The sequence below is a fragment of the Streptomyces tanashiensis genome, assembly GCF_014648895.1.
In the GTDB taxonomy this organism is placed as follows: Bacteria; Actinomycetota; Actinomycetes; order Streptomycetales; family Streptomycetaceae; genus Streptomyces; species Streptomyces tanashiensis.
Window position 1 is genome coordinate 1 of the sequence record NZ_BMRZ01000029.1, and the last position, 26,366, is coordinate 26,366.

The 26,366-nt window shown below is 73.5% G+C and carries 20 protein-coding genes and 1 pseudogene; 6 read left to right on the forward strand and 15 right to left on the reverse strand.

From position 1 onward, the window contains the following. Positions 1-324: 324 nt before the first annotated feature. Entirely contained in the window at positions 325-1,332 is a 1,008-nt protein-coding gene (locus tag IE237_RS39245; RefSeq protein ID WP_189807003.1) for a stage II sporulation protein M, read from the reverse strand. A 120-nt stretch (positions 1,333-1,452) separates the two neighbouring features. On the opposite strand from IE237_RS39245, the gene IE237_RS39250 reads away from it, so the two are divergent. Then, entirely contained in the window at positions 1,453-2,430 is a 978-nt protein-coding gene (locus tag IE237_RS39250; protein WP_189807004.1) for an RDD family protein, read from the forward strand. A 9-nt stretch (positions 2,431-2,439) separates the two neighbouring features. Here IE237_RS39250 and IE237_RS39255 read toward each other — a convergent pair. The 8 genes and pseudogenes from IE237_RS39255 to IE237_RS39290 form a co-directional block, all read right to left on the reverse strand. Continuing rightward, positions 2,440-3,055: pseudogene (locus tag IE237_RS39255) on the reverse strand (hypothetical protein). A 153-nt stretch (positions 3,056-3,208) separates the two neighbouring features. Next, the gene (ahcY, locus tag IE237_RS39260) at positions 3,209-4,663 is read right to left on the reverse strand and encodes an adenosylhomocysteinase (RefSeq protein ID WP_189807005.1); all 1,455 of its coding nucleotides are present in this window, start codon (positions 4,661-4,663) and stop codon (positions 3,209-3,211) included. 439 nt (positions 4,664-5,102) lie between these two features. Continuing rightward, entirely contained in the window at positions 5,103-6,068 is a 966-nt protein-coding gene (locus IE237_RS39265) for a cation diffusion facilitator family transporter (RefSeq protein ID WP_189807006.1), read from the reverse strand. Between the two features lie 66 nt (positions 6,069-6,134). Next, on the reverse strand, positions 6,135-7,286 hold the full coding sequence (gene manA / locus IE237_RS39270; protein WP_189807007.1) for a mannose-6-phosphate isomerase, class I: 1,152 nt from the start codon (positions 7,284-7,286) through the stop codon (positions 6,135-6,137). 141 nt (positions 7,287-7,427) lie between these two features. Continuing rightward, positions 7,428-8,576, reverse strand: a complete 1,149-nt coding sequence (locus IE237_RS39275) for an SIS domain-containing protein (protein ID WP_189807008.1) — start codon at positions 8,574-8,576, stop codon at positions 7,428-7,430. 240 nt (positions 8,577-8,816) lie between these two features. After that, entirely contained in the window at positions 8,817-8,999 is a 183-nt protein-coding gene (locus IE237_RS39280; RefSeq protein ID WP_189807009.1) for a Trm112 family protein, read from the reverse strand. An 89-nt stretch (positions 9,000-9,088) separates the two neighbouring features. After that, entirely contained in the window at positions 9,089-10,453 is a 1,365-nt protein-coding gene (locus tag IE237_RS39285) for a phosphomannomutase/phosphoglucomutase (RefSeq protein ID WP_189807010.1), read from the reverse strand. 114 nt (positions 10,454-10,567) lie between these two features. Then, positions 10,568-11,002: a DUF3499 domain-containing protein gene (locus IE237_RS39290; protein WP_189807025.1), complete on the reverse strand. Its 435-nt coding sequence runs from the start codon at positions 11,000-11,002 to the stop codon at positions 10,568-10,570. A gap of 299 nt (positions 11,003-11,301) precedes the next feature. Here IE237_RS39290 and IE237_RS39295 point away from each other — a divergent pair, with 299 nt between their 5' ends. Then, positions 11,302-11,757, forward strand: a complete 456-nt coding sequence (locus IE237_RS39295; protein ID WP_189807026.1) for a metallopeptidase family protein — start codon at positions 11,302-11,304, stop codon at positions 11,755-11,757. A 64-nt stretch (positions 11,758-11,821) separates the two neighbouring features. Here IE237_RS39295 and IE237_RS39300 read toward each other — a convergent pair whose 3' ends face one another. From IE237_RS39300 to IE237_RS39310, 3 genes are all read right to left on the reverse strand, one after another. Beyond that, positions 11,822-13,369 carry a DUF5719 family protein gene (locus IE237_RS39300; RefSeq protein WP_189807011.1) on the reverse strand — a complete coding sequence of 516 codons (1,548 nt, stop codon included), beginning with the start codon at positions 13,367-13,369 and terminating at the stop codon, positions 11,822-11,824. After that, positions 13,366-17,076 (reverse strand): glycosyltransferase family 2 protein, encoded by a 3,711-nt coding sequence (locus tag IE237_RS39305; protein WP_189807012.1) that lies wholly within the window; start codon positions 17,074-17,076, stop codon positions 13,366-13,368. The genes IE237_RS39300 and IE237_RS39305 overlap by 4 nt, the downstream gene beginning before the upstream one ends. A 253-nt stretch (positions 17,077-17,329) precedes the next feature. Beyond that, the gene (locus tag IE237_RS39310) at positions 17,330-17,593 is read right to left on the reverse strand and encodes a WhiB family transcriptional regulator (protein ID WP_015033978.1); all 264 of its coding nucleotides are present in this window, start codon (positions 17,591-17,593) and stop codon (positions 17,330-17,332) included. A gap of 654 nt (positions 17,594-18,247) precedes the next feature. Between IE237_RS39310 and IE237_RS39315 the strand changes: the two genes are divergently transcribed. The 3 genes from IE237_RS39315 to IE237_RS39325 all read left to right on the forward strand — a co-directional run bounded on the left by IE237_RS39315 (position 18,248) and on the right by IE237_RS39325 (position 21,275). After that, positions 18,248-18,769 carry a cysteine dioxygenase gene (locus tag IE237_RS39315; protein WP_189807013.1) on the forward strand — a complete coding sequence of 174 codons (522 nt, stop codon included), beginning with the start codon at positions 18,248-18,250 and terminating at the stop codon, positions 18,767-18,769. A 65-nt stretch (positions 18,770-18,834) separates the two neighbouring features. Next, on the forward strand, positions 18,835-19,791 hold the full coding sequence (gene cofD, locus IE237_RS39320; RefSeq protein WP_189807014.1) for a 2-phospho-L-lactate transferase: 957 nt from the start codon (positions 18,835-18,837) through the stop codon (positions 19,789-19,791). A 188-nt stretch (positions 19,792-19,979) separates the two neighbouring features. Beyond that, complete coding sequence (locus tag IE237_RS39325) at positions 19,980-21,275, forward strand: coenzyme F420-0:L-glutamate ligase (RefSeq protein ID WP_189807027.1); 1,296 nt, start codon at positions 19,980-19,982, stop codon at positions 21,273-21,275. A gap of 8 nt (positions 21,276-21,283) precedes the next feature. Here IE237_RS39325 and IE237_RS39330 read toward each other — a convergent pair whose 3' ends face one another. The 3 genes from IE237_RS39330 to IE237_RS39340 form a co-directional block, all read right to left on the reverse strand. Then, positions 21,284-22,246, reverse strand: a complete 963-nt coding sequence (locus IE237_RS39330) for a DNA-3-methyladenine glycosylase family protein (protein WP_189807015.1) — start codon at positions 22,244-22,246, stop codon at positions 21,284-21,286. 225 nt (positions 22,247-22,471) lie between these two features. Continuing rightward, positions 22,472-23,554 carry a mannose-1-phosphate guanylyltransferase gene (gene manB / locus IE237_RS39335; protein ID WP_189807016.1) on the reverse strand — a complete coding sequence of 361 codons (1,083 nt, stop codon included), beginning with the start codon at positions 23,552-23,554 and terminating at the stop codon, positions 22,472-22,474. Between the two features lie 116 nt (positions 23,555-23,670). Beyond that, the gene (locus IE237_RS39340) at positions 23,671-25,128 is read right to left on the reverse strand and encodes a peptidoglycan recognition protein family protein (RefSeq protein ID WP_189807017.1); all 1,458 of its coding nucleotides are present in this window, start codon (positions 25,126-25,128) and stop codon (positions 23,671-23,673) included. Between the two features lie 137 nt (positions 25,129-25,265). On the opposite strand from IE237_RS39340, the gene IE237_RS39345 reads away from it, so the two are divergent. Beyond that, positions 25,266-26,018, forward strand: a complete 753-nt coding sequence (locus IE237_RS39345; RefSeq protein WP_189807018.1) for a TIGR03089 family protein — start codon at positions 25,266-25,268, stop codon at positions 26,016-26,018. Positions 26,019-26,366: the final 348 nt, after the last annotated feature.

Genomic DNA, 26,366 nt, shown 5'->3' on the forward strand with positions numbered 1-26,366 from the left:
CGTTTCCGACTCTATCAGATCTTTCCGATCCGATTTCCTCGGTGCTTTCCGGTCCCTTTTGCTTTCGCTCCGGGCCCTTCCGGCGGTTTCGACTTTATCAGATTCATTTCGGCCGACCTAATCGGTGGCTTTCATGATTCGAATAAGAATCGGGATGACTCCGTGGAATCGAAATCCCCTACCGGAGTGAGTGAGACTCTACCCGGTTGCTGCCGAACTGTCCAGTTCCAGGCAACCGTTTGAATCTACCTCCCCACGAGCGCCGTGTCAACAGCTTTCGCGAGCACCGGAGGAGACTAGCAGCTCAGGGGGGTCGGACGCACATCAGGCGGCGGTGGGGAGCGCGGCGCTGCGGTCGGGCTCCTCCAGGTCGCCGATGTCGCCGGCCCGGGCGGCGCGGCCGCCGAGGACGTAGACGTAGACGAGGAACGCCAGCTCAGCACCGACGCCGATGGCGATCCGGGCCCAGGTGGGGAGGCCGGAAGGCGTGACGAAGCCTTCGATCAGGCCCGAGACGAAGAGGACCAGGGCCAGGCCGATCGCCATGCCGACGGCCGATCGGCCCTGCTCCGCCAGGGCTGCGCGGCGGGTCCTGGGGCCCGGGTCGATGACCGTCCAGCCCAGGCGGAGGCCCGTGCCGGCGGCCACGAAGACGGCGGTCAGTTCGAGGAGGCCGTGGGGCAGGATCAGGCCCAGGAAGACGTCGAGGCGGCCGGCGGAGGACATCAGGCCGATGCCGACACCGAGGTTCAGCATGTTCAGGAAGAGGATCCAGAGGACCGGGATGCCCAGGAACGCGCCCAGGACCAGGCACATGGCCGCGGCCTGGGCGTTGTTCGTCCAGACCTGGGCGGCGAAGGACGCCGCCGGGTGGCTGGAGTAGTACGTCTCGTACTGGCCGCCGGGGCGGGTCATCTCGCGGAGGTCGCCGGAGGCGCCGATCGAGGCCTGGACCTCCGGGTGCGTGCCGATCCACCAGCCGATGAGGACGGCGAGCAGGGTGGAGAGGACGGCCGTGGGGATCCACCAGTGGCGGGAGCGGTAGACCGCGGCGGGGAAGCCGGCCGTGAGGAAGCGGACCGCGTCGCGCCAGGAGGAGCGGCGGGTGCCGGTGACGGCGGCGCGGGCGCGGGCCACGAGCTGGGTGAGCCGGGCCGTGAGCATGGGGTCCGGGGTGCTCGACTGGACGATCGAGAGATGGGTGGCCGTGCGCTGGTACAGCGCGACGAGTTCGTCGGCCTCGGCGCCGGTGAGCTTGCCGCCCCTGCGCAGGAGGTGGTCGAGACGTTCCCACTCGGCGCGGTGGGCGGTCACGTAGACGTCGAGGTCCATGATCGGCTGCTGCTCCAGGGCACTGGCTGCGGACGGGTCCGTACTACTGCGGCGCGCTGCGGGCCAGCTTGGCAGACTGGCGTTCGGAGGGGTCGGGAAGGTCGGAGAAGGGTGGGTGCCGTGAGTGGTCTGGTGACGGGCGATGCGGTCGTCCTCGGATTGCAGCCCGCGCGGCTGCCGAGTCGGGCGCTCGCGGTGCTCATCGACCTGGTCGTGGTGTGGGCCGTGTATCTGCTGATCACGCTCGGGCTCGCGGTGGCCACGGCCTCGCTGGACGAGGCGGCGGTGACCGCGGTGTCCATCGCGTCCTTCCTGTTGGTGCTCGTGGGGGCGCCGATCGCCGTGGAGACGCTGTCGCACGGGCGGTCCCTGGGGAAGCTGGCCTGCGGACTGCGGGTGGTGCGGGACGACGGAGGGCCGGTCCGGTTCCGGCACGCGCTGGTACGGGGTGCGATGGGGGTCGTCGAGATCCTGATGACCTTCGGGGTCGTCGCCTGCGTCTCCTCGCTGGTGTCCGAGCGGGGGCGGCGGCTCGGAGACGTCTTCGCGGGGACGCTGGTGGTGCGGGAGCGGATACCCGCGGCGCGGGCTCTGGCCGTGCCTCCCCCGCCGCCGTGGCTGGTGGGGCGTTTCACCGGGGTCGATCTCTCCGCGGTGCCGGAGGCCCTGTGGCTGGAGATACGTCAGTACCTGACGCGGTCGCGTGAGCTGGACCCGGTCGTCGGGCGGCGCCTGGCGGAGCGGCTGGCCGACGAGCTGGTGGCGCGGACCGGGACGCCTCCGCCGGCGGGGGTGCCGGCCGAGGCCTATCTGGCGGGTGTGGTGGCCGAGCGGCAGGCGCGGGACGCCCGGCGGGCGTTCGCCCCGGGGGCTGGTGGTGGGACCGGGCCGACGGGTTTCGTTGCGCCCGCGGGTGCCGGTGGTGCGCCCCCCATGGGTACGTTCCCCGTCGCCGCTCCCCCTGTGGTCGCTCCACCTGTGCTCGCTCCCCCGGCCGTCGCTCCGGCCGTCGCCGACCCGGTCGTCGTCGACCCGGCCGTCGTCGATCCCGTGGTGGAGTCCGGGGCGCGTCCCACCGGGTTCGCCCCGCCGGCCTGAGCGGTTCGGTCAGGGGAAGACCGAGGGCGGGGTCTCCAGGGCTTCGAGTTCGATGCCGGGGGCGGCGAGGACCACGTCGCCGGCGATGTGGACCGTATGGCGTTCGCCCGTGTCCAGGGTGCTGACCTGGTATTCGTCCACGGTCAGGGGGCCGTTGTCAGTGGCGTGCGCTTCACTTCTCAGCAGGGCCCAGGACTGGTCGACCGTGAGGGGGGGCGAGCACCGGGTCCGTGAAGGCGACGAGCCTGACACGGGTCTCGGGGGAATCGGGGGTGAGACGCAGGAGTCGCGTGAGCGCGACGAGGAACGCCGGGGACGTGCCGGTGAAGGCGTGGGCGCGCACATTGCCTTCGGTGGCGTGGGTTCCGGTGGGGTCCGTGCGGACCCAGGTGACGCCGTCGAGGGCCGCGCCGCGGACCTGCCAGCTCGCGGCGTGCAGTTCGAGTCGGATGGGGCGGCCCAGTTCGTCGACGGCCAGGTCGACGGAGCCCCGGTGATCGCCGGTGGGGGTGGTGATCTGCGAGACGTAGCGCCAGCCGGAGGGGCCGGGCGCGCAGTGGAAGTGTTCTTCACCGAGGGGGGTGTGATCGTGCGGATCATGGAGCGAATATCGGCCGCGGGGCATGGGTCAGTCCTCGGGAGGGGGCGCTTCCGGGTGCGGTAGCGGGGGCGGGACGGGGCAGGCCCCCCGGCACGGGGGTGCGGGGGGCCTGCCTGAGTCCTCTGCGGATGTCCGGGACGGCGCCGCGTCAGCGCGCGGGCGCCGCCGGCCGGGGCATCAGTAGCGGTAGTGGTCCGGCTTGAAGGGGCCCTCGACCTCGACGCCGATGTAGGCGGCCTGCTCGGGGCGGAGGGTCGTCAGCTTGACGCCGAGCGCGTCCAGGTGGAGGCGGGCGACCTTCTCGTCCAGGTGCTTCGGGAGCACGTAGACGTCGGTCGGGTACTCCTGCGGCTTGGTGAAGAGCTCGATCTGGGCCAGGGTCTGGTCCGCGAAGGAGTTCGACATCACGAAGGAGGGGTGGCCGGTCGCGTTGCCGAGGTTCAGCAGGCGGCCCTCGGAGAGGACGATGAGGACCTTGCCGTCCGGGTAGGTCCAGGTGTGGACCTGCGGCTTGACCTCGTCCTTGACGATGCCCGGGGTCTGGGCGAGGCCGGCCATGTCGATCTCGTTGTCGAAGTGGCCGATGTTGCCGACGATGGCCTGGTGCTTCATCTTGGCCATGTCCCCGGCCATGATGATGTCCTTGTTGCCGGTCGTGGTGATGAAGATGTCGGCCGTCTCGACGACCTCGTCGAGGGTCGTGACCTGGTAGCCGTCCATCGCCGCCTGGAGCGCGCAGATCGGGTCGATCTCGGTGACGATGACGCGGGCGCCCTGGCCACGGAGGGACTCGGCGCAGCCCTTGCCGACGTCTCCGTAGCCGCAGACGACGGCGGTCTTGCCGCCGATGAGGACGTCGGTGGCGCGGTTGATGCCGTCGATGAGGGAGTGGCGGCAGCCGTACTTGTTGTCGAACTTCGACTTCGTCACGGCGTCGTTCACGTTGATCGCCGGGAAGAGGAGCGAGCCGGCCTGGTGCATCTCGTACAGGCGGTGGACACCGGTGGTGGTCTCCTCGGTCACGCCGCGGATCTCGGACGCCAGCTGCGTCCACTTCTGCGGGTTCTCGCCGAGGGTGCGGTTGAGGAGACGGAGGATGTAGCCGTACTCCTCGCTGTCCGCGGTGGACGGGTCCGGGGCGGAGCCGGCCTTCTCGAACTCGACGCCCTTGTGGACGAGGAGGGTGGCGTCACCACCGTCGTCCAGGATCATGTTCGGGCCGCCGGTGGGCGTGTTCGGCCAGGTGAGGGCCTGCTCGGTGCACCACCAGTACTCCTCCAGGGTCTCGCCCTTCCAGGCGAAGACCGGGACGCCCTGGGGGTTCTCCGGGGTGCCGTTCGGGCCGACGGCGATGGCCGCGGCGGCGTGGTCCTGGGTGGAGAAGATGTTGCAGGAGGCCCAGCGGACCTCGGCGCCGAGGGCGACGAGGGTCTCGATGAGGACGGCGGTCTGCACGGTCATGTGCAGGGAGCCGGTGACGCGGGCGCCGGCGAGCGGCTGCTGCTCGGCGTACTCGCGGCGGATCGACATCAGGCCGGGCATCTCGTGCTCGGCGAGGGTGATCTCCTTGCGGCCGAAGGCGGCCAGGGAGAGGTCGGCGACCTTGAAGTCCTGGTGGGCGACAGTCGTCATGACTGGGCTGCTCCTCGTGTGTGCGAGTGCGAGGGTCGGTTGAGGCGCCTGGCACCACGGCGACGCCCCTGGGCACACGAATGCCCGGGAGGTTCCACGGTGCCGTCGTCGGAGGCCCTCTCTCCCTCGGACGGTCCTCGGACCGCCCGACCGCCATCAGCAGCGACGTCTGGCTGGTCACGAATCTACACCGATCGGTGCGGCGGTCCACAGTCCGCTTCGAGCCTGCGTGGGGCTGCGGGGCCCCTCACCTCGTACGGTCGTGCGCCCGTCCCCCGTACCCCGTACGGATGCGCGAAGCCCCCGGGCCGTGTGGTCCCGGGGGCTTCGCGGTGGTGGGCGGTGTTTCCCGTGGGCGGGCTTCCCGTGGGGTGTGGTTCCCCGTGGGGTGTGGTTCCCCGTGGGGTGTGGTTCCCCGTGGGGCGGGTCGGCCCGGGGGTCAGTGGCCGGTGCCGCCCGGGGTCTTGGCCGGGTTCCGGCCGGCGGAGGCGGCCGCCTCGCTGTAGATGTCGGGTTCGAGGTAGATGACCCGGGCGATCGGGACGGCGGCGCGGATGCGCTCCTCGGCGGCGTTGATGGCGTGCGCGACCTCGGTGGCCGTCTCGTCGTGCTGGACGGCGATCTTGGCGGCGACGAGGAGCTCCTCGGGGCCGAGGTGGAGCGTGCGCATGTGGATGAGGCGGGTGACGGTCTCGCCGTCGACGACGGCCGCCTCGATCTTCTTGACGTCCTCGACTCCGGCGGACTCGCCGAGGAGCAGCGACTTCGTCTCGGCGGCGAGCACGAGCGCGATCAGGATGAGCAGGATGCCGATGCAGAGGGTGCCGATGCCGTCCCAGACGCCGTTGTCGGTCAGGAGGGCGAGGCCGACGCCGCCGAGGGCGAGGACGAGACCGATGAGGGCGCCGAGGTCCTCCAGGAGGACGACGGGGAGCTCGGGGGCCTTGGCGCGGCGGACGAACTCCTTCCAGGAGAGGCCGCCGCGGATCTCGTTGGACTCCTTGATGGCGGTGCGGAAGGAGAAGGACTCGGCGATGATCGCGAAGACCAGGACGCCGACCGGCCAGTACCAGGCCTCGATGGGGTGCGGGTGCTTGATCTTCTCGTAGCCCTCGTAGATGGCGAACATGCCACCGACGGAGAAGAGCACGATGGAGACGAGGAAGGCGTAGATGTAGCGCTCGCGGCCGTAGCCGAAGGGGTGCTGCGGGGTGGCCTCGCGCTGGGCCTTCTTGCCGCCGAGGAGCAGCAGGCCCTGGTTGCCGGAGTCGGCGAGCGAGTGGACGCTCTCGGCGAGCATCGACGACGAACCGCTGAAGAGGAACGCCACGAACTTGGCTACGGCGATCGCGAGGTTGGCGGCGAGTGCCGCCACGATCGCCTTGGTTCCGCCTGACGCGCTCATGGGTGTACGTGGTCCCTTCGTCGATGCTCCGGCTCGATCGCCGCGGTTCGGCCGGTCATTGTCGCATCAGGCCACGACGGTCGCTCGGAAGACCGTGCCCGCTCCGGTCAGTTCGGTCGCCTCGCCCGCCGGGACGAAGACGGACTCGCCGGGGCCGAGGGTGACCCCGCCCACCCGCGGGCTGCCCGCGACGGCGAGCAGGATCTGGGGGGTGGGGGCGGTGAGGTCGGTCGGCGCGGCGCCTTCCGCGCGGGCGAACCGGGAGAGGCGGAACTCGTCGATCGGGGTCTCGTAGACCTCCTCGCCGGAGGGGGAGGCCTCGGGGCGCAGGACGGCCGGGTCGTTCGGTTCGAAGCGGACGACCCTGAGGAGTTCGGGGACGTCGACGTGCTTGGGCGTGAGGCCGCAGCGCAGCACGTTGTCGGAGTTGGCCATGATCTCGACACCGAGGCCGTCGAGGTAGGCGTGCGGGACGCCCGCGCCGAGGTAGAGGGCTTCGCCGGGCTGGAGCTTGACGCGGTTGAGGAGCATGGCGGCGATCACGCCGGGGTCGCCCGGGAAGTGGTGGGCGAGGCTCGCGAAGGGGGCGTGGTCGCCGCCGAGACGGTCGGCCGCGGCGGCGGCCTCGGCGACGGTGTGCGCCATCTCCTCGTGGTCGGCGGTGAGCAGGGCCGTCAGGACCTCGCGGAGCGCGGCCTCCTCGGGGTGGGCGTGGAGGAGGTCCACGTACGGCTTGAGGGAGTCGACGCCGAGCGCGGCGATGAGGTCGGCGGCCTCGGCGGGGGCGCGGAAGCCGCACAGGCCGTCGAAGGGGGTGAGCGCGCAGATCAGCTCGGGCTTGTGGTTGGCGTCCCGGTACGTGCGGTGGGGGGCGTCGACCGGGATGCCGGCGGCCTCCTCGGCGGCGTACCCGGCCTTGGCCTGGTCCAGGTCGGGGTGGACCTGGAGGGAGAGCGGGGCGCCCGCGGCGAGCAGCTTCAGGAGGAAGGGGAGCCGCGGTCCGAACTTCTCGACGGCCCGCTCGCCCAGTTCGCGTACGGGGTCGGCGGCGATGAGCTCGTTCAGCGCGCCGCGCTCGGTGCGGGAGGGGGCACCGGGGTGGGCGCCCATCCACATCTCGGCCTGGGGCTCTCCGGTGGGAGCGACTCCGAGCAGTTCCGGGATGGCCGTCGTGGATCCCCAGGCGTAGGGGCGGACGGTGTTGACGAGGCGGTCCATGGTGCCTGCCAGCTCCTCGGGGTGGTGACGGATCGTGCGGGTGTCGGGAGACAGGTGACAGGGGGCGGGTGACGGGTGGGTGACGGGGTGGGGTCCTGCCGGTGCACCTGCGCCGACGTGGGGGGCCGGTGCCGGTGGGGGCTAGTGCGGTGTGCGGCCGGGCGTGGCCAGGTTGAGGTAGACGGCCGCGAAGTCGGTCACGGCGAGCAGTTCGGCGAGGGTCTCCAGGTCGCCGCCCTCCTCCGGTTCCAGTTCGCTGATGGCGGTCCCGTGGCCGAGGGCCAGTTCGCGGGCGGCCGGGGCGGCGGTGAGGCCGTCCGCGGGGCGGTCGCGGAGCAGGACCACGCGCGCGCGGAGCGCCTGCGGCTCGTCCACGCGGTCGCGGAAGAAGTCGTCGGGGTCGGCGCCCGCCGCGTAGTCGCCCGTGAGGAGGACGCCGTGTGCCGGGAGGGCCTCGGGGAGTTCCGCGGCGAGCGCGGGCAGGCCGGCGAGCTCGGCGAGGACGGCGGCGAAGCGGCGGCCGGCCGGGCCGGCGGCGTACCCCTCGGTCCAGATCAGCGGGAGCGAGTCGGCGAGTTCGGCGGCGAGCGTCTTCGCCGGGTTGCTGTACGTGGCGATGGCCGGGCCGCAGCGTTCCGCCGTGCGGTCGAGACGGTCGGCGACCTTCTCCAGGGTCTCCGGCGGGGCCTCGATGAGGCCGACGCGGTCGAGGAGCGCGAGGAGCGGGGTGAACAGGGCCCAGAGGGCGCCGGGGCTGGCGGCGATGCTCTCGGCGTACTCGTCGGGCGTCTCGTTCGGGGCGGTCGCCATCGGGACGAACAGGCCGTGCGAGCCGTTGACGGTCTCGGCGAGCGGGGAGGCCTTGGGGGCGACGGCCACGACCGTGATGCCCCGGCGGTACGCCTGCTCGGCGAGGACGGCGAGGCCCGGTTCGGCGCCGTCGGTGGTCGGGAGCAGCAGCAGGTCCACGGAACCGGCCCAGCCGGGCAGGGCCCAGCGCAGGGCGCCCGCGGCGGGGGCGACGCCGGTGGGCTGGAGGCGTACGACGGGGGCGGCGGCTCCGGCGAGCGCGCCGATCAGGTCCGCGACGCCGGCGGCGGCGGTGCCGGGGCCCGCGACGAGGACGGCCCGGGGGCGGCCCTCGGGGCGGAGGTCCGCGATGCCGGCCTCGGCGGCGTGCCGGGCGGCGGTCCGTACCCGAGCGCCTGCCTCGGCCGCGCCGCGGAGGAGCCCACGGCGGTCGGCCAGGGCGAGGTCGTCCGGGGCGTCGAGGAGGGTCTCGTCGAGCATGTGCGGTGCCTCCTTGCGGGGCGGGGCGCTGCGCGTGCGGGCGGGTGCGGGTGCGGTGCTGGTGCTGGTGCTGTGCCCTGTCGGGGCGGGCCCCCGTACCCACGGGGAAGCCCGTCGTGGTGCGGGTTCGGGCGCGGAACGCTGAGGCGCCGCTGAGGGCGCCGTCCCGTGTGCCCACCCGTCCCGCCCCAGCGGGACGATTGCCCACACGGGGGTGGGCAGCGCCCGCAAACGAGGGGCTTACGCCGGCTTGCGGGCCTCGTCGGTCAGGAGGACCGGGATGTCGTCGCGGACCGGGTAGGCGAGGCCGCAGTCGGGGCTCGTGCAGATCAGCTCGGGGGTCTCGTCCGCCGTGCGGTCGTTCAGCGGAGCGTGGCAGGCCGGGCAGGCCAGGATCTCCAGGAGGCCGGCTTCGAGCGGCATGGGATGTCCCTTCGAACAGACGGATCGGGCCAGGTCAGCCTACCGCCGGGGAAGGGGGCACGCCCCCGTTCCCCGGCGGTACGGCGGGGTCAGTCGGTCGCCCGGACCAGGGCGAGGACCTCGTCGCGGATCTTGGCCATGGTGGCCTCGTCGCGGGCCTCGACGTTGAGGCGGAGCAGCGGCTCCGTGTTGGAGGCGCGGAGGTTGAACCACCAGTCCGCCGCGGTCACGGTCAGGCCGTCGAGTTCGTCGAGGGTCACGCCCTCGCCCTCGTACGCCGCCCTGACCTTGGCCGCGCTGGCCGCCTGGTCCGCGACCGTCGAGTTGATCTCGCCCGAGGAGGCGTAGCGGTCGTAGGCGGAGACCAGGTCGGACAGGGTGCCCTCCTGGCCGCCCAGGGCCGCGAGGACGTGGAGCGCGGCGAGCATGCCGGTGTCGGCGTTCCAGAAGTCCTTGAAGTAGTAGTGCGCCGAGTGCTCGCCGCCGAAGATCGCTCCGGTCTTCGCCATCTCCTCCTTGATGAAGGAGTGGCCGACGCGGGTGCGGACCGGCTCGCCGCCCTGCTCGCGGACGACTTCCGGCACCGACCAGGAGGTGATCAGGTTGTGGATGATCGTCCCGCCGGGGTTCTTGGCGAGCTCGCGCGCGGCGACGAGGGCCGTGATCGCGGACGGGGAGACCGGCTCGCCGCGCTCGTCGACGACGAAGCAGCGGTCGGCGTCGCCGTCGAAGGCGAGGCCGAGGTCGGCGCCCTCGGCGAGGACGCGGGCCTGGAGGTCGACGATGTTCTTGGGGTCGAGCGGGTTCGCCTCGTGGTTCGGGAAGGTGCCGTCGAGCTCGAAGTACATCGGGACCGTCGTGAGCGGGAGGCCGTCGAAGACCGTCGGGACGGTGTGGCCGCCCATGCCGTTGCCCGCGTCGACGACGACCTTGAGGGGGCGGATCGCGGTGAGGTCGACGAGGCCCTTCAGGTGCGCGGCGTAGTCCGCGAGGGTGTCGCGCTCGGTGATGGTGCCCGGCGTCGCGGCCGCCTCGGGGGCGCCGGTCTCCGTCCACTCCTCGGCGAGGGCGCGGATGTCGGCGAGGCCGGTGTCCTGCCCGACGGGGGCGGCGCCGGCGCGGCACATCTTGATGCCGTTGTACTGGGCCGGGTTGTGGGAGGCGGTGAACATGGCGCCGGGCAGGCCGAGGCTGCCGGAGGCGAAGTACAGCTGGTCCGTGGAGCAGAGCCCGATGAGGGTGACGTCGGCGCCGAGGCGGGCCGCGCCGCGGGCGAAGGCCGCCGCGAGGCCGGGCGAGGAGGGGCGCATGTCGTGGCCGACGACGATCGCGTCCGCGTCCGTCACCCGGACGAAGGCGGCGCCGAAGAGCTCGGCGAGCGTCTCGTCCCACTGGTCGGGTACGACTCCGCGGATGTCGTACGCCTTCACGATCTGCGACAGATCGGCAGTCACGGATCCACCCTCCTGATTTCTCCACACGCGTGTGCGGCGCGTGTACGGAACGCCAAAACTACCCGGAGACCGGCGATACGGGGCCGGGGGTACGTGGAGGGTGGCCTGTTGCCGTCAGTTGTCGGGCGAACGGAGCACTCTGAGGTGCCCGCGGCGCCCGACCTCCATGGGGTCGCCGCCGCGGCCTCCGCCGCCCTTGCCGCCGGCTCCGGCGGCGCGTTCCTGGGGGCGGGCCGCCTCCCGTACCGCGTTGGCCAGCGCTTCGAGGTCGTCGCCGCTGGGGCGGGCGGGGGCGGACCCGTCGGAGAGCCGCACCACCTCCCAGCCGCGCGGGGCGGTGAGGCGCTCGCTGTGCTCGGCGCACAGGTCGTAGCAGTGGGGCTCGGCGTAGGTGGCGAGCGGGCCGAGGACCGCAGTCGAGTCGGCATAGACGTACGTCAGTGTCGCGACGGCAGGGCGGCCGCACGCGGTGCGCGAACAGCGACGTACAGGGCTCACGACGTTGGACGGTACCGCACTCTTGAGCGGGCCGCGACGACTCTCCCTCAGGTCACTCCACCGTGTCGCGGTGTGACCTCCGACACCCCCCTTCGAGTGGTGACGGCTCTGACCTGCGCGGGAGGGGGCGTACGGGGGTGGGGGCGGGGGGCTATCCGGACACCTTGGGATACAAATCCGGTCAACCAGGGCCAGATGGCCGATCGTGACGGGCCGTCGAATCGGGCGCGGGGTCGGCCGGAATGTTCAGGTTTCGACAGGGGCCGCGGCGAGGGCGGGGGCACGCCGCAAAAGTCGGCGAGGATGCGCCACGGTGCGGTGGGACGGATGAGGGTTACGCTGCGTCAGTGATGGACAGTCCTGTGCCGCCGAGCCCCTCGCACCGTCCCACGGAGCCCCCGGCGGAGCCTCGGGTCCGCCGCCGCGACCGGCACGGCCGCGGGATGCGGGGACCTGTCGCGCCGCCGCAGGTGCCGCTCTCCGCGAGCCGGGCCGACACCTTCCGCGATCTCGTCCTCGACTCGGTGGAGCGCCTCGAACGGCGCTGGCCGCAGCTGGCGGACGTCGACTTCATGGTGATGGAGGTGCCGCCGGCCGTGTCGGGCGAGACGGTGCCGCTGGGCGGCTCGTTGCCCGCCGAGAAGAACGAGCCCGCCCGGGTGGTCGTCTACCGGCGGCCCGTCGAGATCCGCTCGAAGAGCCGGGAGGAGCGGGCGCTCCTGGTCCACGAGGTCGTCGTGGAGCAGGTCGCCGAGCTCCTCGGGCTCTCCCCCGAGTCGGTCGATCCCCGGTACGGGCAGGACTGATCCCGGACCGGTACGGGCGGAACCGGTCCCGGACCGATCCGCCCGTACGGGGGAACGCAGGGACTCAGTCGAGTACGCCGAGGTCCTGGTGGGCCGAGGGGACCTCGACCGTGCCCCGGTCGTCGACGAAGGTCTGGACGGTGAACATCGGAACGCCGTCCTCCGGGAGGGCGAGCGTCCGGGCCGCGTGCACCTTGCCGCCCGAGAGCGGCTCGACGGTCAGCGCGTAGGAGCCCTTGAGGCCCCCGGGCACGAGGTCGGTCAGGACCGTCGTCGTGCCCGCCTTGACCGTGACGGTCCTCGACACCGGCGTCCCTCCCGCGGAACCGGCCGAGGCGGTGACCTTGACCCGGGCCTCGGCGCCGGGCGCGGTCAGGGAGAGCGTCGAGCCCTTGGCCCGGTTGTCGGCGACCGTCGCGCGGGCCGAGACGGCCGCGGTCGCCGGGATGAACGCGATCTCGGTGTTCGCGCCCTTGCCGCGCACCACCTGGAGGGCCGCCACGACCGGGGTCGGCTTCTTCGGGTCGCTCGGGGTGAGCAGCAGGGATCCCACCGCGCCCCGGGTGAGGTCCGGCAGGTCGGCGGCGGCCGTCATCCCCGACTTCACGTGGAGGGAGTCGGCGCCCGCCGGGACGATCGTGCCGCTCGCGGTGACCAGCTGGACCTTGAGGTCGGCGTCCTCCTCGCCGGGGGCGAAGGCCACGAGCCGCACGGAGGTGGCGTCGGCCGGGATGCCGGGGAGCACGGCGCTGCTCGCGGGGTCGGCGGCCGGGGCGATCCAGTCGCTGCCGAGCTTGTCGTCCGCCGCGGCGACGGCGGCGCCGACGCGTCCGCTGCGGGTGGTGACGTGGACGGTGACGTCCTTCCGGCCGGCCTCGCTCGTGAGGGTGGAGAGGAGCACCGGGACGGTGGAGCGGGCGGGGACCGGGATGCCCTCGGTGAACTGGGACTTGAGGAGGCCCTCGGGGCCGTACAGCTCGATGTCGGCGACGGCGGCCGTGTCGTCCGGGTTGGTGAGGTGGACGTAGTCCTGGCGGTCCTTGGCGGTGGAGGCGGCCGGGAACCAGAAGTCGGTGTCGGGGACGCCGCAGCCGAGACCGAGGAGACCGCGCGCGCCGCCGGCCGGGACGACGGTCGTCTGCTGGACGGTCCAGCCGGGGGCGAGGGCGCCGGTCGCGGAGCCGGTGAGGGCGGGCACCGAGGCGCCGTCCGCCTCGGCCGTGACGGGCTTGCCGGGGGCGGTGACGGTGGCCGGGGCCTTGGCGGCCTTCGGCGTCTTGCCGGTCTTCCCGGTGCCGCCCGAGGGCGTCGCGCCGGCGGCGGTCCGGAGCAGCGCGGTGGGCGGCTCGGCCTTGCCGGCGGCGGAGCCGGCGCCCGTGCTCGTACCCGTACCCGTACCCGTACCCGTCGGGGTGTACGAGGTGTAGAGCGTCTCGGCCACCTCGGAGGTGCTGGGCACCGGGCAGACGAGGCCGGCGCGCTCCACCGGCAGGCGGGTGGTGGCCTTCGCCTCGGGGGCGGCGGTGCCGTCCGGGGCGGTGAGGGCCGCGAAGCCGGTGACGGCGGCGAGGGCCGTGGCGCCCGCGATCAGGGAGAGGGTCGTGCGCTTCACTGGTTGCTGCTCCCGTCGGGACGCTGCTCGGTCTCGTGGCCCTGGGGGTATCCGTAGCCGTAGCCGTACGGGTCGTACTGCTGCTGGTCGTACTGCTGCGGCTGCTGCGGGTCGTACTGCTGAGGCTGCTCGTAGCCCTGCTCACCGTAGGGCTGGGGCTGCTGCTCGTACCCCTGCTGGGGGTACGCGTACGGCTGCTGCTGGTACGGGTCGGCCGCGTAGTCCTGGTAGTAGCCCTGATCGGCGTACGGCTGGGTCTGCGGCTGGTCCTGGGCCTGCTGCGCCGGGGCCGGGGCGTAGGCGGGGTCGTAACCGCCGTCCCAGTCCTGTTCCTGCTCCCGGGGCTCGTAGGACTGCTGCTCCGGGATCGGGGCCGGCTCGCCCTTCGAGGCCCCGAAGGCGTCGAAGGTGTCGGGGGCCGGCTCGGCGGACCCCGTCTCCGCCTCCGCTTCGGCGGCGGCACGCAGGCGGCGGGCGCGGCGGCCGTCGCCCTCCGTCGCCTGGGCGGGGATCGCGAGCTCCTCCTCGGGGAGGTCGTCGTCGATCTCGCGGCGCCGCCCGGGCAGGGCGAGGACGAGCAGGACGACGGCGAGGCCGGCCTGGGCCCAGATCCACGCGGTGTGGGTGAGCGGCTCGTCGTACGTGAGGTCGAGGCGGCCGCCCTGGGCGGGGAGCTCGAAGCCCTGGGCCCAGCCGTCGACGGTGGTGCGGGTGAGTTCCTTGCCGTCGAGGGTGGCGGTCCAGCCCTCGGCGGCGCGGTCGGCGAGGCGCAGGACGCGGCCCGCGGGTCCCGCCGGGACCTCGGTGTGCGCCTCGACGGGCCCGGCGGCGACGGCGACCGGCCGGGCGGTCTCCTGCGCCTTCTCGGTGTCGGCGGTCTTCGCCGCGGGCGGGACGATCATGAGCCGGGCGATCTCGCGGTCCACGCGCCAGAGCGCGCTGCCGTCGAGCTGGCTGAGGCGGCTGAGTCCGGGCGTGGAGTCGAGGACGCGGCTCATCTGGCGCGGTGCGCCGTCCCGTACGAGGACGTAGCGGACGGCGTAGCCGCTGAGCTCCTGGGTCTGGTCGGCGCCGGAGCCGGCGACGAGGTGGGCGACGACCGCGTCGAGGCGCGGGTCGTCCTCGGCGGCCGCGGTGAGTTCGCCGTCGCCGAGGCGGGCGCCGGAGCCGCGGACCAGGGTGTAGGCGACCTCGCCGGGCGCGCCGCCGGCGAGGACGAGGGTGCGGGGCTGGTCGCGGGTGCCGCTCTCCTCGGCGACGAAGGCCGGGACCTGGACCGGGTCGCGCCGGGTCAGCGGGCCGTCGGCGCCGCCGATCATCCAGCCGACGGCGGCGACGGCGGGGCCGAGGGCGCAGGCGAGGGCGATGAGGGCGGCGACGGGCTGGCGCCAGCCGAAGCCGTGGGCGGCGACGCGGGTGCGGCCGCCCTCGGCGCCGATCATGCCGGCGGCGACGAGGGCCGCGCCGTACACGAGGGTGGCGGGTCCGGCCCAGCCGGTGCCGCCGGCGCCGTTGGAGAGGACGGCGAGGAGGAGTCCGGCGAGGGCGGCGGCCCAGGCGGCGCGGACGGCGAGCTGCCGCTCCTCGCGCAGCAGTCCGGCCAGGCCGGCGAGGACGAGGCCGATCAGGAGCAGGCCGCCGGTGGTGCCGGGCCCGCCCGGGCTGGTGCCGAGCAGGTCCAGCGCGGTGGCCGTGCCCGTGCGGATGTCGAGGCCGGCCTCGCGCAGGAAGGCGCCGGGGTCGGTGAGGAGGGTGAGCGACCAGGGTGCGAGGACGAGCAGCGGGGTGCCGACGGCGGCGAGGAACCGCAGCCCGTACGCGGTGATGTCGGAGCGGCGGACCACGAGCACGCCGAGGCCGAGGAGGACGGCGAGCGGCCAGACGACCGGGGTGAACGCCATCGCGAAGGTGAGCAGGAAGGTGTACGCCCAGGTGGCGCGCCAGCTGCCCCGGTCGGGCCGGTTGAAGCCGTGGGCGGCGACGGCGGCGCGGGCGATCAGCGGGAGCAGGATCGCGAGGACGGCGGTGCCGAGCCGGCCGGCGGCGAGGGCCCCGGTGGCGGCGGGCAGGAAGGCGTACGCGATGGCACCCCAGGCGCGCAGGAGCCGGGACTCGACGATGCCGCGGGCGGCGAAGTACGCGGTGAAGCCGGCGAGCGGGACCGAGCAGACGAGCAGCAGGGTCAGCGCCGTGGAGGTGGAGCCGAGGAACAGCGCGGAGAGCGCGGCCAGGACGGCGAGGTAGGGCGGGGCGGTCTGGGTGCCGCCGGTGCCGAGGGCGTGCCACGCGTCGGCGTACCGCGACCAGAGGCCGGAGACGGTGTCGGGGGCGGGCAGCAGGGCGCCGCCGGCCAGCGAGCCGCCGGCGAAGAGGTTGCGGCAGGCGACCAGGGAGATGAGGAGGAGCAGGCCGAAGAGGACCGGTCCGGGCTTGCGGGCGATCTTCTTGAGCCGCGCGAACTGCTCGATCTCCAGGTAGTCGGCGTCGTCGCCGCCGGGGCCCGACTCGACGACGCCGTGGCGGGAGCCGCCGGTGTCGGTCTCGGCGCCGCCGAAGTGGGAGGCGATCTGCTCGACGGTGGCGCGGACGGTGGCGCCGGGCGGCGGGAAGAGGGACCGGAACTCGCTGTTGAGGACGGCCGGGTTCTTGCGGCGCTTGCGGGCGGCGAGGATCTTCTCGGGGCGCAGCAGGGTCGCGAAGAGGCCCATGACCTCGTCGACCGCCTGGCCCGGTGCCTTGCCGACGAGGTAGGCGAGGGTGCGGAGCAGGGTGCTGAGGACGAGCCGCACGAGGACGTACGGCAGCGCGCGGCCGCGGGCGTTGGCCAGCAGGGTGTGGACGGCGCCCGCCTTGTCGACCCGGTGCGGGTTGGCGGCCGTGCGCCCGGCGCAGTCGACGGTGCGGCGCTCGCGGGCGGAGGCCTCGGCGTGCCGCAGGACGGCGTCGGGGGCGACGAGGACGCGGAAGCCGGCGGAGTGCGCGCGCCAGCACAGGTCCACGTCGTCGCGCATGAGGGGCAGGCGCCGGTCGAAGCCGCCGAGGCTCTCGAAGACGTCGCGGCGGATCAGCATGCCGGCGGTGGAGACGGAGAGGACGGAGCGGACCTGGTCGTGCTGGCCCTGGTCCTGCTCGCGGCGGTCGAGTCCGGTCCAGCGGCGGCCGCTGCGGGCGATGCTGACGCCGGCTTCGAGGAGCTGCTTCCGGTCGTACCAGCCGCGCAGCTTGGGGCCGATGACGGCGGCTTCGCTGTCCGAGTCGGCGACGCGCAGGAGTTCGGCGAGGGCGCCGGGCTCGGGGGCGCAGTCGTCGTGGAGGAGCCAGAGCCACTGGACCGGTTCGCCGTGCGGAAGTTCGGGGAGGTCGTACGCCTCGTCGTTCCAGGTGCGGCTGACGGGGTCCCAGCCGCTGGGGCGCTTCAGATAGGGCAGGTCCTCGGGTCCGAGCGGGGGCGCGGTGCGGGCGGCCTCCTCGACGGCGGCACCGAAGCCGGTGCGGCGGGCGAGGTGCAGGACGCGGTCGGCGCCGATGGCGTCGGCGACGAGCTGCGCCGAGTCGTCGGCGCTGCCGGTGTCGGCCGCCACCACGTTCTGCACGGGGCGCTCCTGGGCGAGCAGCCCGGCGAGCGCGTCGGGCAGCCAGCGGGCGCCGTCGTGGGTGACGAGCACGGCGGTGACGACGTGTCGCGGAAACTCAGGAGTTGAGGACATCGAGCTACGGGCCCTCCGGCCGGGGTCGCCCGCGGGGGGCGTGGGGAGCGTCTCGGACGGAGGCCCACACTAACGGCTGCACGCGGAGCGGTCCGCCGCCCTGTGGACAGACCGTGCGGGAGGGCTTCGTAACGGACACCGGGCCGGACACGCGGAACGGTCCGCCGCCTGTGGAGGTGCACAGGGGGCGGACCGTTCGTCATGTCCTGGTGCGCGCGTCGTGGCGCGCGGGGCCGGGCGGGCTTCTCGCGGTTCAGACGGCGGCCTTCTTCAGGCGGCGTCGCTCGCGCTCGGAGAGGCCGCCCCAGATGCCGAAGCGTTCGTCGTTCTGCAGGGCGTATTCGAGGCACTCGGAGCGGACCTCGCAGGCGAGGCAGACCTTCTTGGCCTCGCGGGTCGAGCCGCCCTTCTCGGGGAAGAAGGACTCGGGATCGGTCTGGGCGCACAGCGCGCGCTCCTGCCAGCCGAGTTCCTCGTCCGCGTCCTCGACCAGCAGTTCCTGGAACAACTCGGTCATGTGCGCCCCTCGTCTGTTCTGTGCGTCCCCGTGATGTTGCCGGGGCGAACCCGGCCGAACGACACGAGTGAAATTACAAGTTCGTGCTCTGTGCGAGTCAAGCCGAGATCTGCTATTGGGCCCCGTATTCACTCTGCGGAACCAAGCCTATGCGGAAAGTGTTCAAATCACCAAAAAACGTGACACATGCCGTCGGCCTGACCGCGCCGCGCCTCCTTCACAGAGGAGGACGTCCGGAACTTGGATCTTGTTGCGATCGGGCCATGGAAGCGATCCGGATCACAGTCCGATCACGCCCTTCCATGTTTACGGGCGCGGTCGAAGCGCCATCTCTCCTGGTCCGCGCCTGAACAAACCTTTCTCCGGGCACGGTAACCGGATGAGGTGAAACATTACCCCCAAATCGGGCATTGAGTTGACAGTCGGGTGCCCCTCCGGCCACCTTTGGTGGCATGCCAGCGACCGCAGCGCCCTCCGCGACCCACAGCCGTGGGTTCCGCCGCGCTGTCCAGGCGCGCTGTTGCTGTTGCTGTCCCAGCTGTTGATGCCGTAGAGCTCCAGCCACCTCTCCCAGCGTCACCCCGCGTCACCCGTGTCACCTCTCTTCCGTGACCCCCCACCGCTTCTGTTTCTGCTGAGGAACCTCCCCATCCCATGAACATGGACAGCGACCTTCAGATCGCCGGCGACATCCTCGAGGTCCCGCACCTCCTGCAGCCCGAGCGCGCCCACCCCGTCACCGTGGCCGAGTTCGCCGGCCTCGCGCGCTCCATCGCCGACGACCGCTCCCAGTGGGCCCCGTACGTCGAGTACGACGCCACCACCCGCTGGTACCACCGCCTGCGCACCGGCCCCGGCTACGAGGTGTGGCTGCTCTCCTGGGTGCCCGGACAGGGCAGCGGGCTCCACGACCACGGCCTCTCCTCCGGCGTGCTGACCGTCCTGGAGGGCGAGCTGACGGAGCGTACGGACCGGGGCGTCCGCACGCTCGACGGCGGCGCCCAGCGCGTCTTCGCGCCGGGATACGTCCACGAGGTCGTCAACGACTCCCTCGAACCGGCCGTCAGCCTGCACGTCTACTTCCCGGGCCTGACCGAGATGCCGATGCACGAGTCGATGCACGAATCGCTCCAGGCCCAGTGCGCCCCGGCCGCGCCCCAGGTCGTCGTCGCCTGACAGGCCCGCCCGTCTCCCGGCCACCACCCCTCATACGATCAGCCCTCGGCTGACAGACTGTCCGCATGCGCATTGTGGTTCTGGCCGGCGGCATCGGTGGTGCCCGTTTCCTTCGCGGCCTCAAGCAGGCCGCGCCGGACGCGGAGATCACGGTCATCGGCAACACCGGTGACGACATCCATCTCTTCGGGCTGAAGGTCTGCCCCGACCTGGACACGGTGATGTACACCCTCGGCGGTGGCATCAACGAGGAGCAGGGCTGGGGACGTACGGACGAGTCCTTCGCCGTCAAGGAGGAGCTCGCGGCGTACGGCGTCGGACCCGAGTGGTTCGGCCTCGGCGACCGGGACTTCGCCACCCACATCGTCCGTACGCAGATGCTCGGCGCGGGCTACCCGCTGAGCGCCGTCACCGAGGCGCTGTGCGCCCGCTGGCAGCCCGGCGTCCGCCTCCTCCCCATGTCCGACGACCGCGTCGAGACGCACGTGGCGATCGAGGTCGACGGCGAGCAGCGCGCCGTGCACTTCCAGGAGTACTGGGTGAAGCTGCGCGCCTCCGTCGACGCGAAGGCCGTCGTGCCGGTCGGCGCGGAGGCCGCCAAGCCGGCGCCGGGCGTCCTGGAGGCGATCGCCGAGGCGGACGTCATCCTCTTCCCGCCGTCCAACCCCGTGGTGAGCGTCGGGACGATCCTGGCCGTGCCCGGGATCCGCGAGGCGGTCGTCGCGGCCGGGGCACCGGTCGTCGGCCTCTCCCCCATCGTCGGCGACGCGCCCGTGCGCGGCATGGCCGACAAGGTGCTCGCGGCCGTGGGCGTGGAGTCCACGGCGGCGGCGGTGGCCCTCCACTACGGCGCCGAGCTCGTCGGCGGCTGGCTCGTGGACACCGTGGACGCGGGCGCGGTCGCGGAGGTCGAGGCGGCGGGGATCGCCTGCCGCGCGGTCCCGCTGATGATGACGGACGTGGACGCGACGGCCGCGATGGCGCGCGAGGCGCTGGCGCTGGCCGAGGAGGTCCGGGGGTGACGGCTTCGCACCCGGGCGGCGCGGGCGGCAGGGCCGGAGCGGCCGGCTCCGAGACCTCGCACGCGCCCGCGTACGGGGGCCCGGACGGCTCCGAGGGCTCGCACGCATCCGCGTACGGGGGCCCGGGCGGCTCCGAGGCCTCGCACGCGCCCGCGTACGGGGACCCGGCCGGCTCCGAAGGCTCGCACGTGCCCGCCTACCGGGTCTGGGCGCTGGCCGGGCTGCCCGAGGTGGCGGCCGGTGACGACCTGGCCAAGCTGATCGCCTCCGTGTCGCCGGAGCTGGCGGACGGGGACGTGCTGCTCGTCACCTCGAAGATCGTCAGCAAGGCCGAGGGCCGGGTCGTCGCGGCCGACGACCGCGAGGAGGCCATAGACGCCGAGACGGTACGCGTCGTGGCGCGGCGCGGCACCCTGCGGATCGTCGAGAACCGGCAGGGGCTCGTCATGGCCGCCGCCGGCGTCGACGCCTCCAACACCCCCTCCGGGACCGTGCTGTTGCTGCCCGAGGACCCCGACGCCTCGGCGCGGCGGATCCGTTCGGGGCTGCGCGAGGCGCTCGGCGTCGACGTCGGCGTCGTCGTCACGGACACCTTCGGGCGGCCCTGGCGCAGCGGGCTCACCGACGTGGCGATCGGGGCGGCCGGAGTGCGGGTCCTCGACGACCTGCGCGGCGGCACCGACGCGCACGGCAATCCGCTGAGCGCGACCGTGGTCGCCACCGCCGACGAACTCGCCGCCGCCGGAGACCTGGTGAAGGGCAAGGCGGCCGGGCTCCCCGTCGCCGTCGTCCGGGGCCTGCCGCACGTGGTCGCCGGGGACGAGGAGCCGGGGGCGCGGGCGCTGGTGCGCGGCGCCGCCGACGACATGTTCCGGCTCGGGACCTCGGAGGCCGTGCGGGAGGCGGTGACGCTGCGCAGGACCGTACGGGAGTTCACCGAGGAGCCGGTCGACCCGGGGGCGGTCCGGCGCGCGGTCGCCGCCGCCGTGACGGCCCCGGCGCCGCACCACACCACGCCGTGGCGGTTCGTACTCCTGGAGTCGGCGGAGTCGCGGACGCGGCTGCTCGACGCCATGCGCGACGCGTGGATCGCGGACCTGCGGCGGGACGGGAAGTCCGAGGAGTCCGTCGCGAAGCGGATCCGGCGCGGGGACGTCCTGCGCCAGGCCCCCTACCTGGCGGTGCCCTGCCTCGTCATGGACGGCTCCCACCACTACGGCGACCCGCGCCGGGACGCCGCCGAGCGCGAGATGTTCGTGGTGGCGACCGGCGCGGGCGTGCAGAACTTCCTCGTGGCGCTCGCGGGCGAGCGGCTCGGCTCGGCCTGGGTGTCCTCGACGATGTTCTGCCGGGACGTCGTACGGGACGTCCTCGGGCTGCCGGACGACTGGGACCCCATGGGCGCGGTCGCCATCGGACACCCGGCGGCCCCGCCGAAGGACCGCCCGGCGCGGACGGCCTCGGAGTTCGTCGAGGTCAGGTAGGCGCGCGGTCAGAGCCCCGCGATGTCTCCCGGTGTCATACGGGGAGCCCTGCGGGGCGGTACGCGGCCGCTGAGGAGGATCAGGCGGGCCGCGCGGTGCCGCTGGCCGGCGTACGGGGCCAGCAGCTCCAGCATCGCGTCGTCGTCCGTCGTACGGTCGCCCGCGAGCGCCCAGCCGACGATGCCCGGCAGATGGAGGTCGCCGGTGGTGACCTCGTCCGGGGCGCCGTTGCTGCGCTGGATCGTCTCGGCGCTCGTCCAGGGGCCGATGCCCGGGATCAGCTCCAGGCGCCGGCGGGCGGCCGGGCCGTCCATCTCCGCGGCCTCCTCCAGGCGGGCCGCCACCCTGGCCGCGCGCACGATCGTGGCCGACCGCTTGCCGTCCACGTTCGCGCGGTGCCACTCCCAGGACGGGATCTGCGTCCAGGTGCGGGCGTCGGGCATCACGTACATGCCCTCGGGGGCCGGACCGGGTGCCGGTTCGCCGAACTTCCGTACGAGGACGCGCCAGGAACCGTAGGCCTCGTTCGTCGTGACCTTCTGCTCCAGGACCGACGGGATCAGCGACTCCAGGACCAGGCCGGTGCGGGTGAGGCGCAGACCCGGGCGGCGACGGTGCGTCGCCAGGAGCAGCTTGTGGCGGGGGACGAAGGCGGCCGGGTCGTCCTCGGCGCCGAGGAGGGCCGGCAGGCGGTCCAGGAGCCAGTCCGCGCCCGGGCCCCAGGCCTCGGCCGCGGCCCGTCCCCCGTCGATCCGCACGCGGAGGGTGCCGGCGCCGTCCGGGGTGCGGCCGGTCCGCCAGACCGAGCCGTCCGGGGTCGCCCGGAAGGTGGGGTCGGCGGGGCCGCGGCGGAGGGGTCCGAGGGTGAGGCCCAGATCCAGGTCCTGCGCGGTGTCGAGGGAGCGGGGGACGGGGACGTGGCCGCCGCGGACTGTGGTGCGGGTGGGTCTGGGTGCGAAGCGGCCGGCCATGCCTACGAGCCTAGCCGGGCGGCCTGTGCGGGCGGGGCCCTTGGCTGCGCCTCCGCCCCATGTGCCCTGACCCGCACCTCATGGCTCGGTGCGTGTGGTGCGGGTTCAGGCTCGGAGCCTCTGGCGCCGGCAAGGGCGCCGTTCCGTTGTGCCCACCCGTTCCGCCCTGGGGGCACCTCCCGGACGAAGTCTGGGGGAGGAACGCCTGCCCACAACGGCGGCGGGTTACTGGTCCGAGGAGAAGCGGACCGCGCCTGCGGGGAGGGTGGTGTCGCACCAGACGCGGACGCCCTCGCGGAGCTCGTTGTCCGGGCCCACCCGCGCGCCGTCGCCGATGACCGCGCCGCTGACGACCGTACGGGCGCCGATGCGGGCTCCCGCGCCGATCAGGGAGTCCGTGATCAACGCGCCCGGTTCGACGACCGCGCCCGCGAGGAGCACGGAGCCCGTGACGCGGGCGCCCTCGCCGACGACCGCGTCCGCGCCGACGACCGTGCCGCCGGTCAGCTTGGCGTCCGGGGCGACGCGCGCCGACGGCAGGACCAGGCGGTCGCCGCAGCGGCCCGGGACGGCCGGGGAGGGCGCGCGGCCCAGGACGAGGTCGGCGGAGCCGCGGACGAAGGCCTGCGGGGTGCCGAGGTCCAGCCAGTACGTGGAGTCGACCATGCCCTGGAGGTGCGCTCCGGCGGAGAGGAGCTCCGGGAAGGTCTCGCGCTCGACCGAGACCGGGCGGCCGGTCGGGATCGAGTCGATCACGGAGCGCTTGAAGACGTACGCGCCCGCGTTGATCTGGTCGGTGACGATCTCCTCGGGCGTCTGCGGCTTCTCCAGGAAGGCCGTGACGCGCCCGGTGGCGTCCGTGGGGACCAGGCCGAAGGCGCGCGGGTCCTCGACCCGGGTGAGGTGGAGCGAGACGTCCGCGCCGGAGGAGGAGTGGGTCGAGACGAGGGCCTGGATGTCCAGGCCCGTGAGGATGTCCCCGTTGAAGATGAGGACCGGCTCGTCGGGGCCCGAGTGCAGTCGCGAGGCGACGTTGCGTATCGCGCCGCCGGTGCCGAGGGGCTCCTCCTCGGTGACGTACTCCAGGCTCAGGCCGAGGTCCGAGCCGTCACCGAAGTGGGGCTCGAAGACCTCGGCCAGGTAGGAGGTGGCGAGCACGATGTGCTCCACGCCGGCGGCGCGGGCCCGGGCCAGCTGATGGGTCAGGAAGGGGACGCCCGCCGCCGGGACCATGGGCTTGGGCGTGTTGACCGTGAGGGGTCGCAGCCGTGTGCCCTTGCCACCGACCAGGAGGATCGCTTCTGTCACCTTGTCGTCTCTGCTTCCTGTTCGGGGCCGGCCGGCTCGCCCGTCTCGGTCGTCCGTGCGATATGACCGGTCAGTTTATGCAGATGGTTGCCTCCCTGCCCCCATCCGCGCCCCCATCAGGGCCTTCCCTGGTACTTGGCCGAGCTCGTGCGGGCCGTGCCGAGCTTGCCGTACAGGCGTCCGCCGGGACATTCCGTGGCGAATCCGTCGCGGTGTCCTGCGATGGAGTTGAAGCGCACCTTCGTGCCCTTCTTGTACAGGTTTCCGCCACCTGAGATGAGGTACGACGTGCCCTTGGGGTTCACCCCGTGGAGCCCGAGTTTCCAGGCCGTCAGGCGGGCGACGGCGGTCACGACGGCGGCCGGCGGGTTGCTCTTGGTGAAGGTGCCGAGGACGGCGATGCCCATGCTGTTGGTGTTGAAGCCGAGGGTGTGGGCGCCGAGGACCGGCTTGGCCACGCCGCCGGCCCGGCCCTCGTAGATGTTTCCGCACTTGTCGACGGCGAAGTTGTAGCCGAAGTCACGCCAGCCGCTGCTCAGGACGTGGTAGCGGTAGATGCTGCGCAGGACGGAGGGGGCCTTGCTGCAGGTGTAGTTGTTGCCGGTGGCGCTGTGGTGGACGAAGGCCGCCTTGATGGTGCTCGTGTAGACGAAGCCCTTCTCCCGGATGCTCTCGTCCGCACCCCAGCCCTTCCGGGTGATGATCTTGGGCTGGGGGCCGATGTACGGCTTCGCCGCGGCGGCGGCCGGTGCCGCCTGCCCCGCCGCTTCCGCCCCTTCCGCCGCTTCCGCCGCTTCCGTCTGCGGCAGGTTCCGGACCGTGAGCTCGGTCTCCTCCTTCGAGAGGGCCGGGATCCAGGCCGCGCCGTACGGGGCGAGCTGGGCGTTCACCGCGCTCGCGGCCGCCTGGGCCGCGCTCAGGCCGGCCGGGGCGGCCGGAGTCGTCGCGCTGCGGGTGTGCGGGGCGGGGGCCTCGGGCTCGGCCGCCCCGCCCCGACTCTGATCCTGACCCGGGTCCTGTCCCGGGTCCTGTCCCGGGTCCTCTCCCGGGGCCACCAGTTCGAGCCGCAGGCCCGCCGGGAGCGTCTCCTCCCCCCGTACGCGGATCTCGACGCCGTCCGAGTCGCCCACCCACAGCGGGGCCGTGGAGCCGCGGAGCGCCCGGGCGGAGCCCTCCTTCGTGTCGGGGTCGGCACCGTGTTCCTCGTTGTGGGTCTCCACGTCCTGCCACGCGGACCAGGCACTGTCACCGGTGGACCGGGTGCGGACCTGCACGGTGCCGTGCAGCGGGGCCGTGGGGTCGTCCCAGACGACGCCGACGAGCGAGAAGGGTCTGACGTCGCGTCGGGTGAGCCCTTGCTCGCCGGAGGCCGTCGTCCCGCCGAGGGCGCGGGTGGCGGCGCCGAGCGGTTCGAGGGGCAGCGACTGGGTGGAGCCCGGCAGTTCGGGCGCGGGTGGCAGGGCGGAGGCGGCCGCGGGTGGCGCCGAGGCCGCCGCCGGCTCGGTGAGGGAGACCGGCAGGGCGAGTACCGCCGCGCAGGTGACGGCGATCGAGGAGGCGAGTGAGGCACGCATGGGCCGATCGTGCGTATCTCCGGGCCGTTCCGCGCGTCGGGAACCCGCCCGGAAACTGACGGGCCGTCGGTCCGACCGGAGGACGGCGTCACCGGTACGGCGGACTCCCGAGCACCCGCCCGCGTACGCTGTCCGGCGTGAACGCCAGCGACCGCACCCCCGCCGACCTGCTGCGATCCGTGCTCGCCGCGGACCCCGCCCGCCCCTTGGTCACCTTCTACGACGACGCCACCGGTGAGCGCGTGGAATTGTCCGTCGCCACCTTCGCCAATTGGGTGGCCAAGACGGCGAACCTGCTCCAGGGCGAACTGTCCGCCGAGCCCGGCGACCGGCTCGCGCTGCTGCTGCCCGCGCACTGGCAGAGCGCCGTCTGGCTGCTCGCCTGTTCGTCCGTCGGCGTGGTCGCGGAGATCGGCGGCGACCCCTCGGGCGCGGACGTCGTGGTGGCGGGGCCGGACACCCTGGAGGCGGGGCTCGCCTGCTCCGGGGAGCGGATCGCGCTCTCCCTGGCCCCGCTGGGCCGCCGCTTCCCGGCCGCGCCCGCCGGATACGCGGACTACGCGGTCGAGGTGCCGAGCCAGGGCGACCGGTTCGCCCCGTTCGTACCGGTCGATCCGGAGGCTCCGGCGCTCGTCGTCGACGGTACGGAACGCAGTGGCGCCGAGCTCGTCGAGCGGGCCCGGGCGGACGCGGCGGCACTCGGCCTCGCCCCCGGCTCCCGCCTGCTGTCGGGGTTCGGCTACGGGGACTGGCAGGGGCTCTCGTCCGGCCTGTACGCCCCCCTCGCGGCCGGCGGCTCCGTCGTCCTGTGCCGGAACCTGGACGCCCTGAGCCCGGAGGGCCTGGAGAAGCGCGTCGAGAGCGAGCGGGTCACGCACACCGCGCTCTGAGGTCCAGCCCGCGAGGGACTCCGGCCACCCTCCACCCGCGGAGGACCACCCGCACCGGCCCTCCACCCGCGGAAGACCACCCGCACCCGCCCGGCACCCGCGGAAGACCACCCGCACCCGCCCGGCACGGGCTCGACACCCCCCACCGGCACCCCCACCCACCTCGGCGCAGGCCCACCCCCACCACCGCTTCACCCGGTAGGACCAGTGCCGCGCCGAGTTCCCGGGTCCTCACGCCTCCTCCGGTACATGATCGGCCCCGGGGGGAGTCGCCTCCTCCGCACAACCATGCGTCGGGTTCGGCCGTCTCCTTCTGTGACCGGCGGACGCCCGGCGCGCCGCCGACGC

Excerpts from the sequence above, each read along its gene's own strand:
- IE237_RS39295 (WP_189807026.1), top strand. The coding sequence starts at position 11,302 with ATGGACAGTCCTGTGCCGCCGAGCCCCTCGCACCGTCCCACGGAGCCC.
- ahcY (WP_189807005.1), bottom strand. The coding sequence starts at position 4,663 with ATGACGACTGTCGCCCACCAGGACTTCAAGGTCGCCGACCTCTCCCTG.
- IE237_RS39330 (WP_189807015.1), bottom strand. The coding sequence starts at position 22,246 with ATGGCCGGCCGCTTCGCACCCAGACCCACCCGCACCACAGTCCGCGGC.
- manA (WP_189807007.1), bottom strand. The coding sequence starts at position 7,286 with ATGGACCGCCTCGTCAACACCGTCCGCCCCTACGCCTGGGGATCCACG.
- IE237_RS39310 (WP_015033978.1), bottom strand. The coding sequence starts at position 17,593 with ATGACCGAGTTGTTCCAGGAACTGCTGGTCGAGGACGCGGACGAGGAA.
- IE237_RS39275 (WP_189807008.1), bottom strand. The coding sequence starts at position 8,576 with ATGCTCGACGAGACCCTCCTCGACGCCCCGGACGACCTCGCCCTGGCC.
- IE237_RS39305 (WP_189807012.1), bottom strand. The coding sequence starts at position 17,076 with ATGTCCTCAACTCCTGAGTTTCCGCGACACGTCGTCACCGCCGTGCTC.
- IE237_RS39280 (WP_189807009.1), bottom strand. The coding sequence starts at position 8,999 with ATGCCGCTCGAAGCCGGCCTCCTGGAGATCCTGGCCTGCCCGGCCTGC.
- IE237_RS39340 (WP_189807017.1), bottom strand. The coding sequence starts at position 25,128 with ATGCGTGCCTCACTCGCCTCCTCGATCGCCGTCACCTGCGCGGCGGTA.
- IE237_RS39315 (WP_189807013.1), top strand. The coding sequence starts at position 18,248 with ATGAACATGGACAGCGACCTTCAGATCGCCGGCGACATCCTCGAGGTC.
- IE237_RS39245 (WP_189807003.1), bottom strand. The coding sequence starts at position 1,332 with ATGGACCTCGACGTCTACGTGACCGCCCACCGCGCCGAGTGGGAACGT.
- IE237_RS39265 (WP_189807006.1), bottom strand. The coding sequence starts at position 6,068 with ATGAGCGCGTCAGGCGGAACCAAGGCGATCGTGGCGGCACTCGCCGCC.
- cofD (WP_189807014.1), top strand. The coding sequence starts at position 18,835 with ATGCGCATTGTGGTTCTGGCCGGCGGCATCGGTGGTGCCCGTTTCCTT.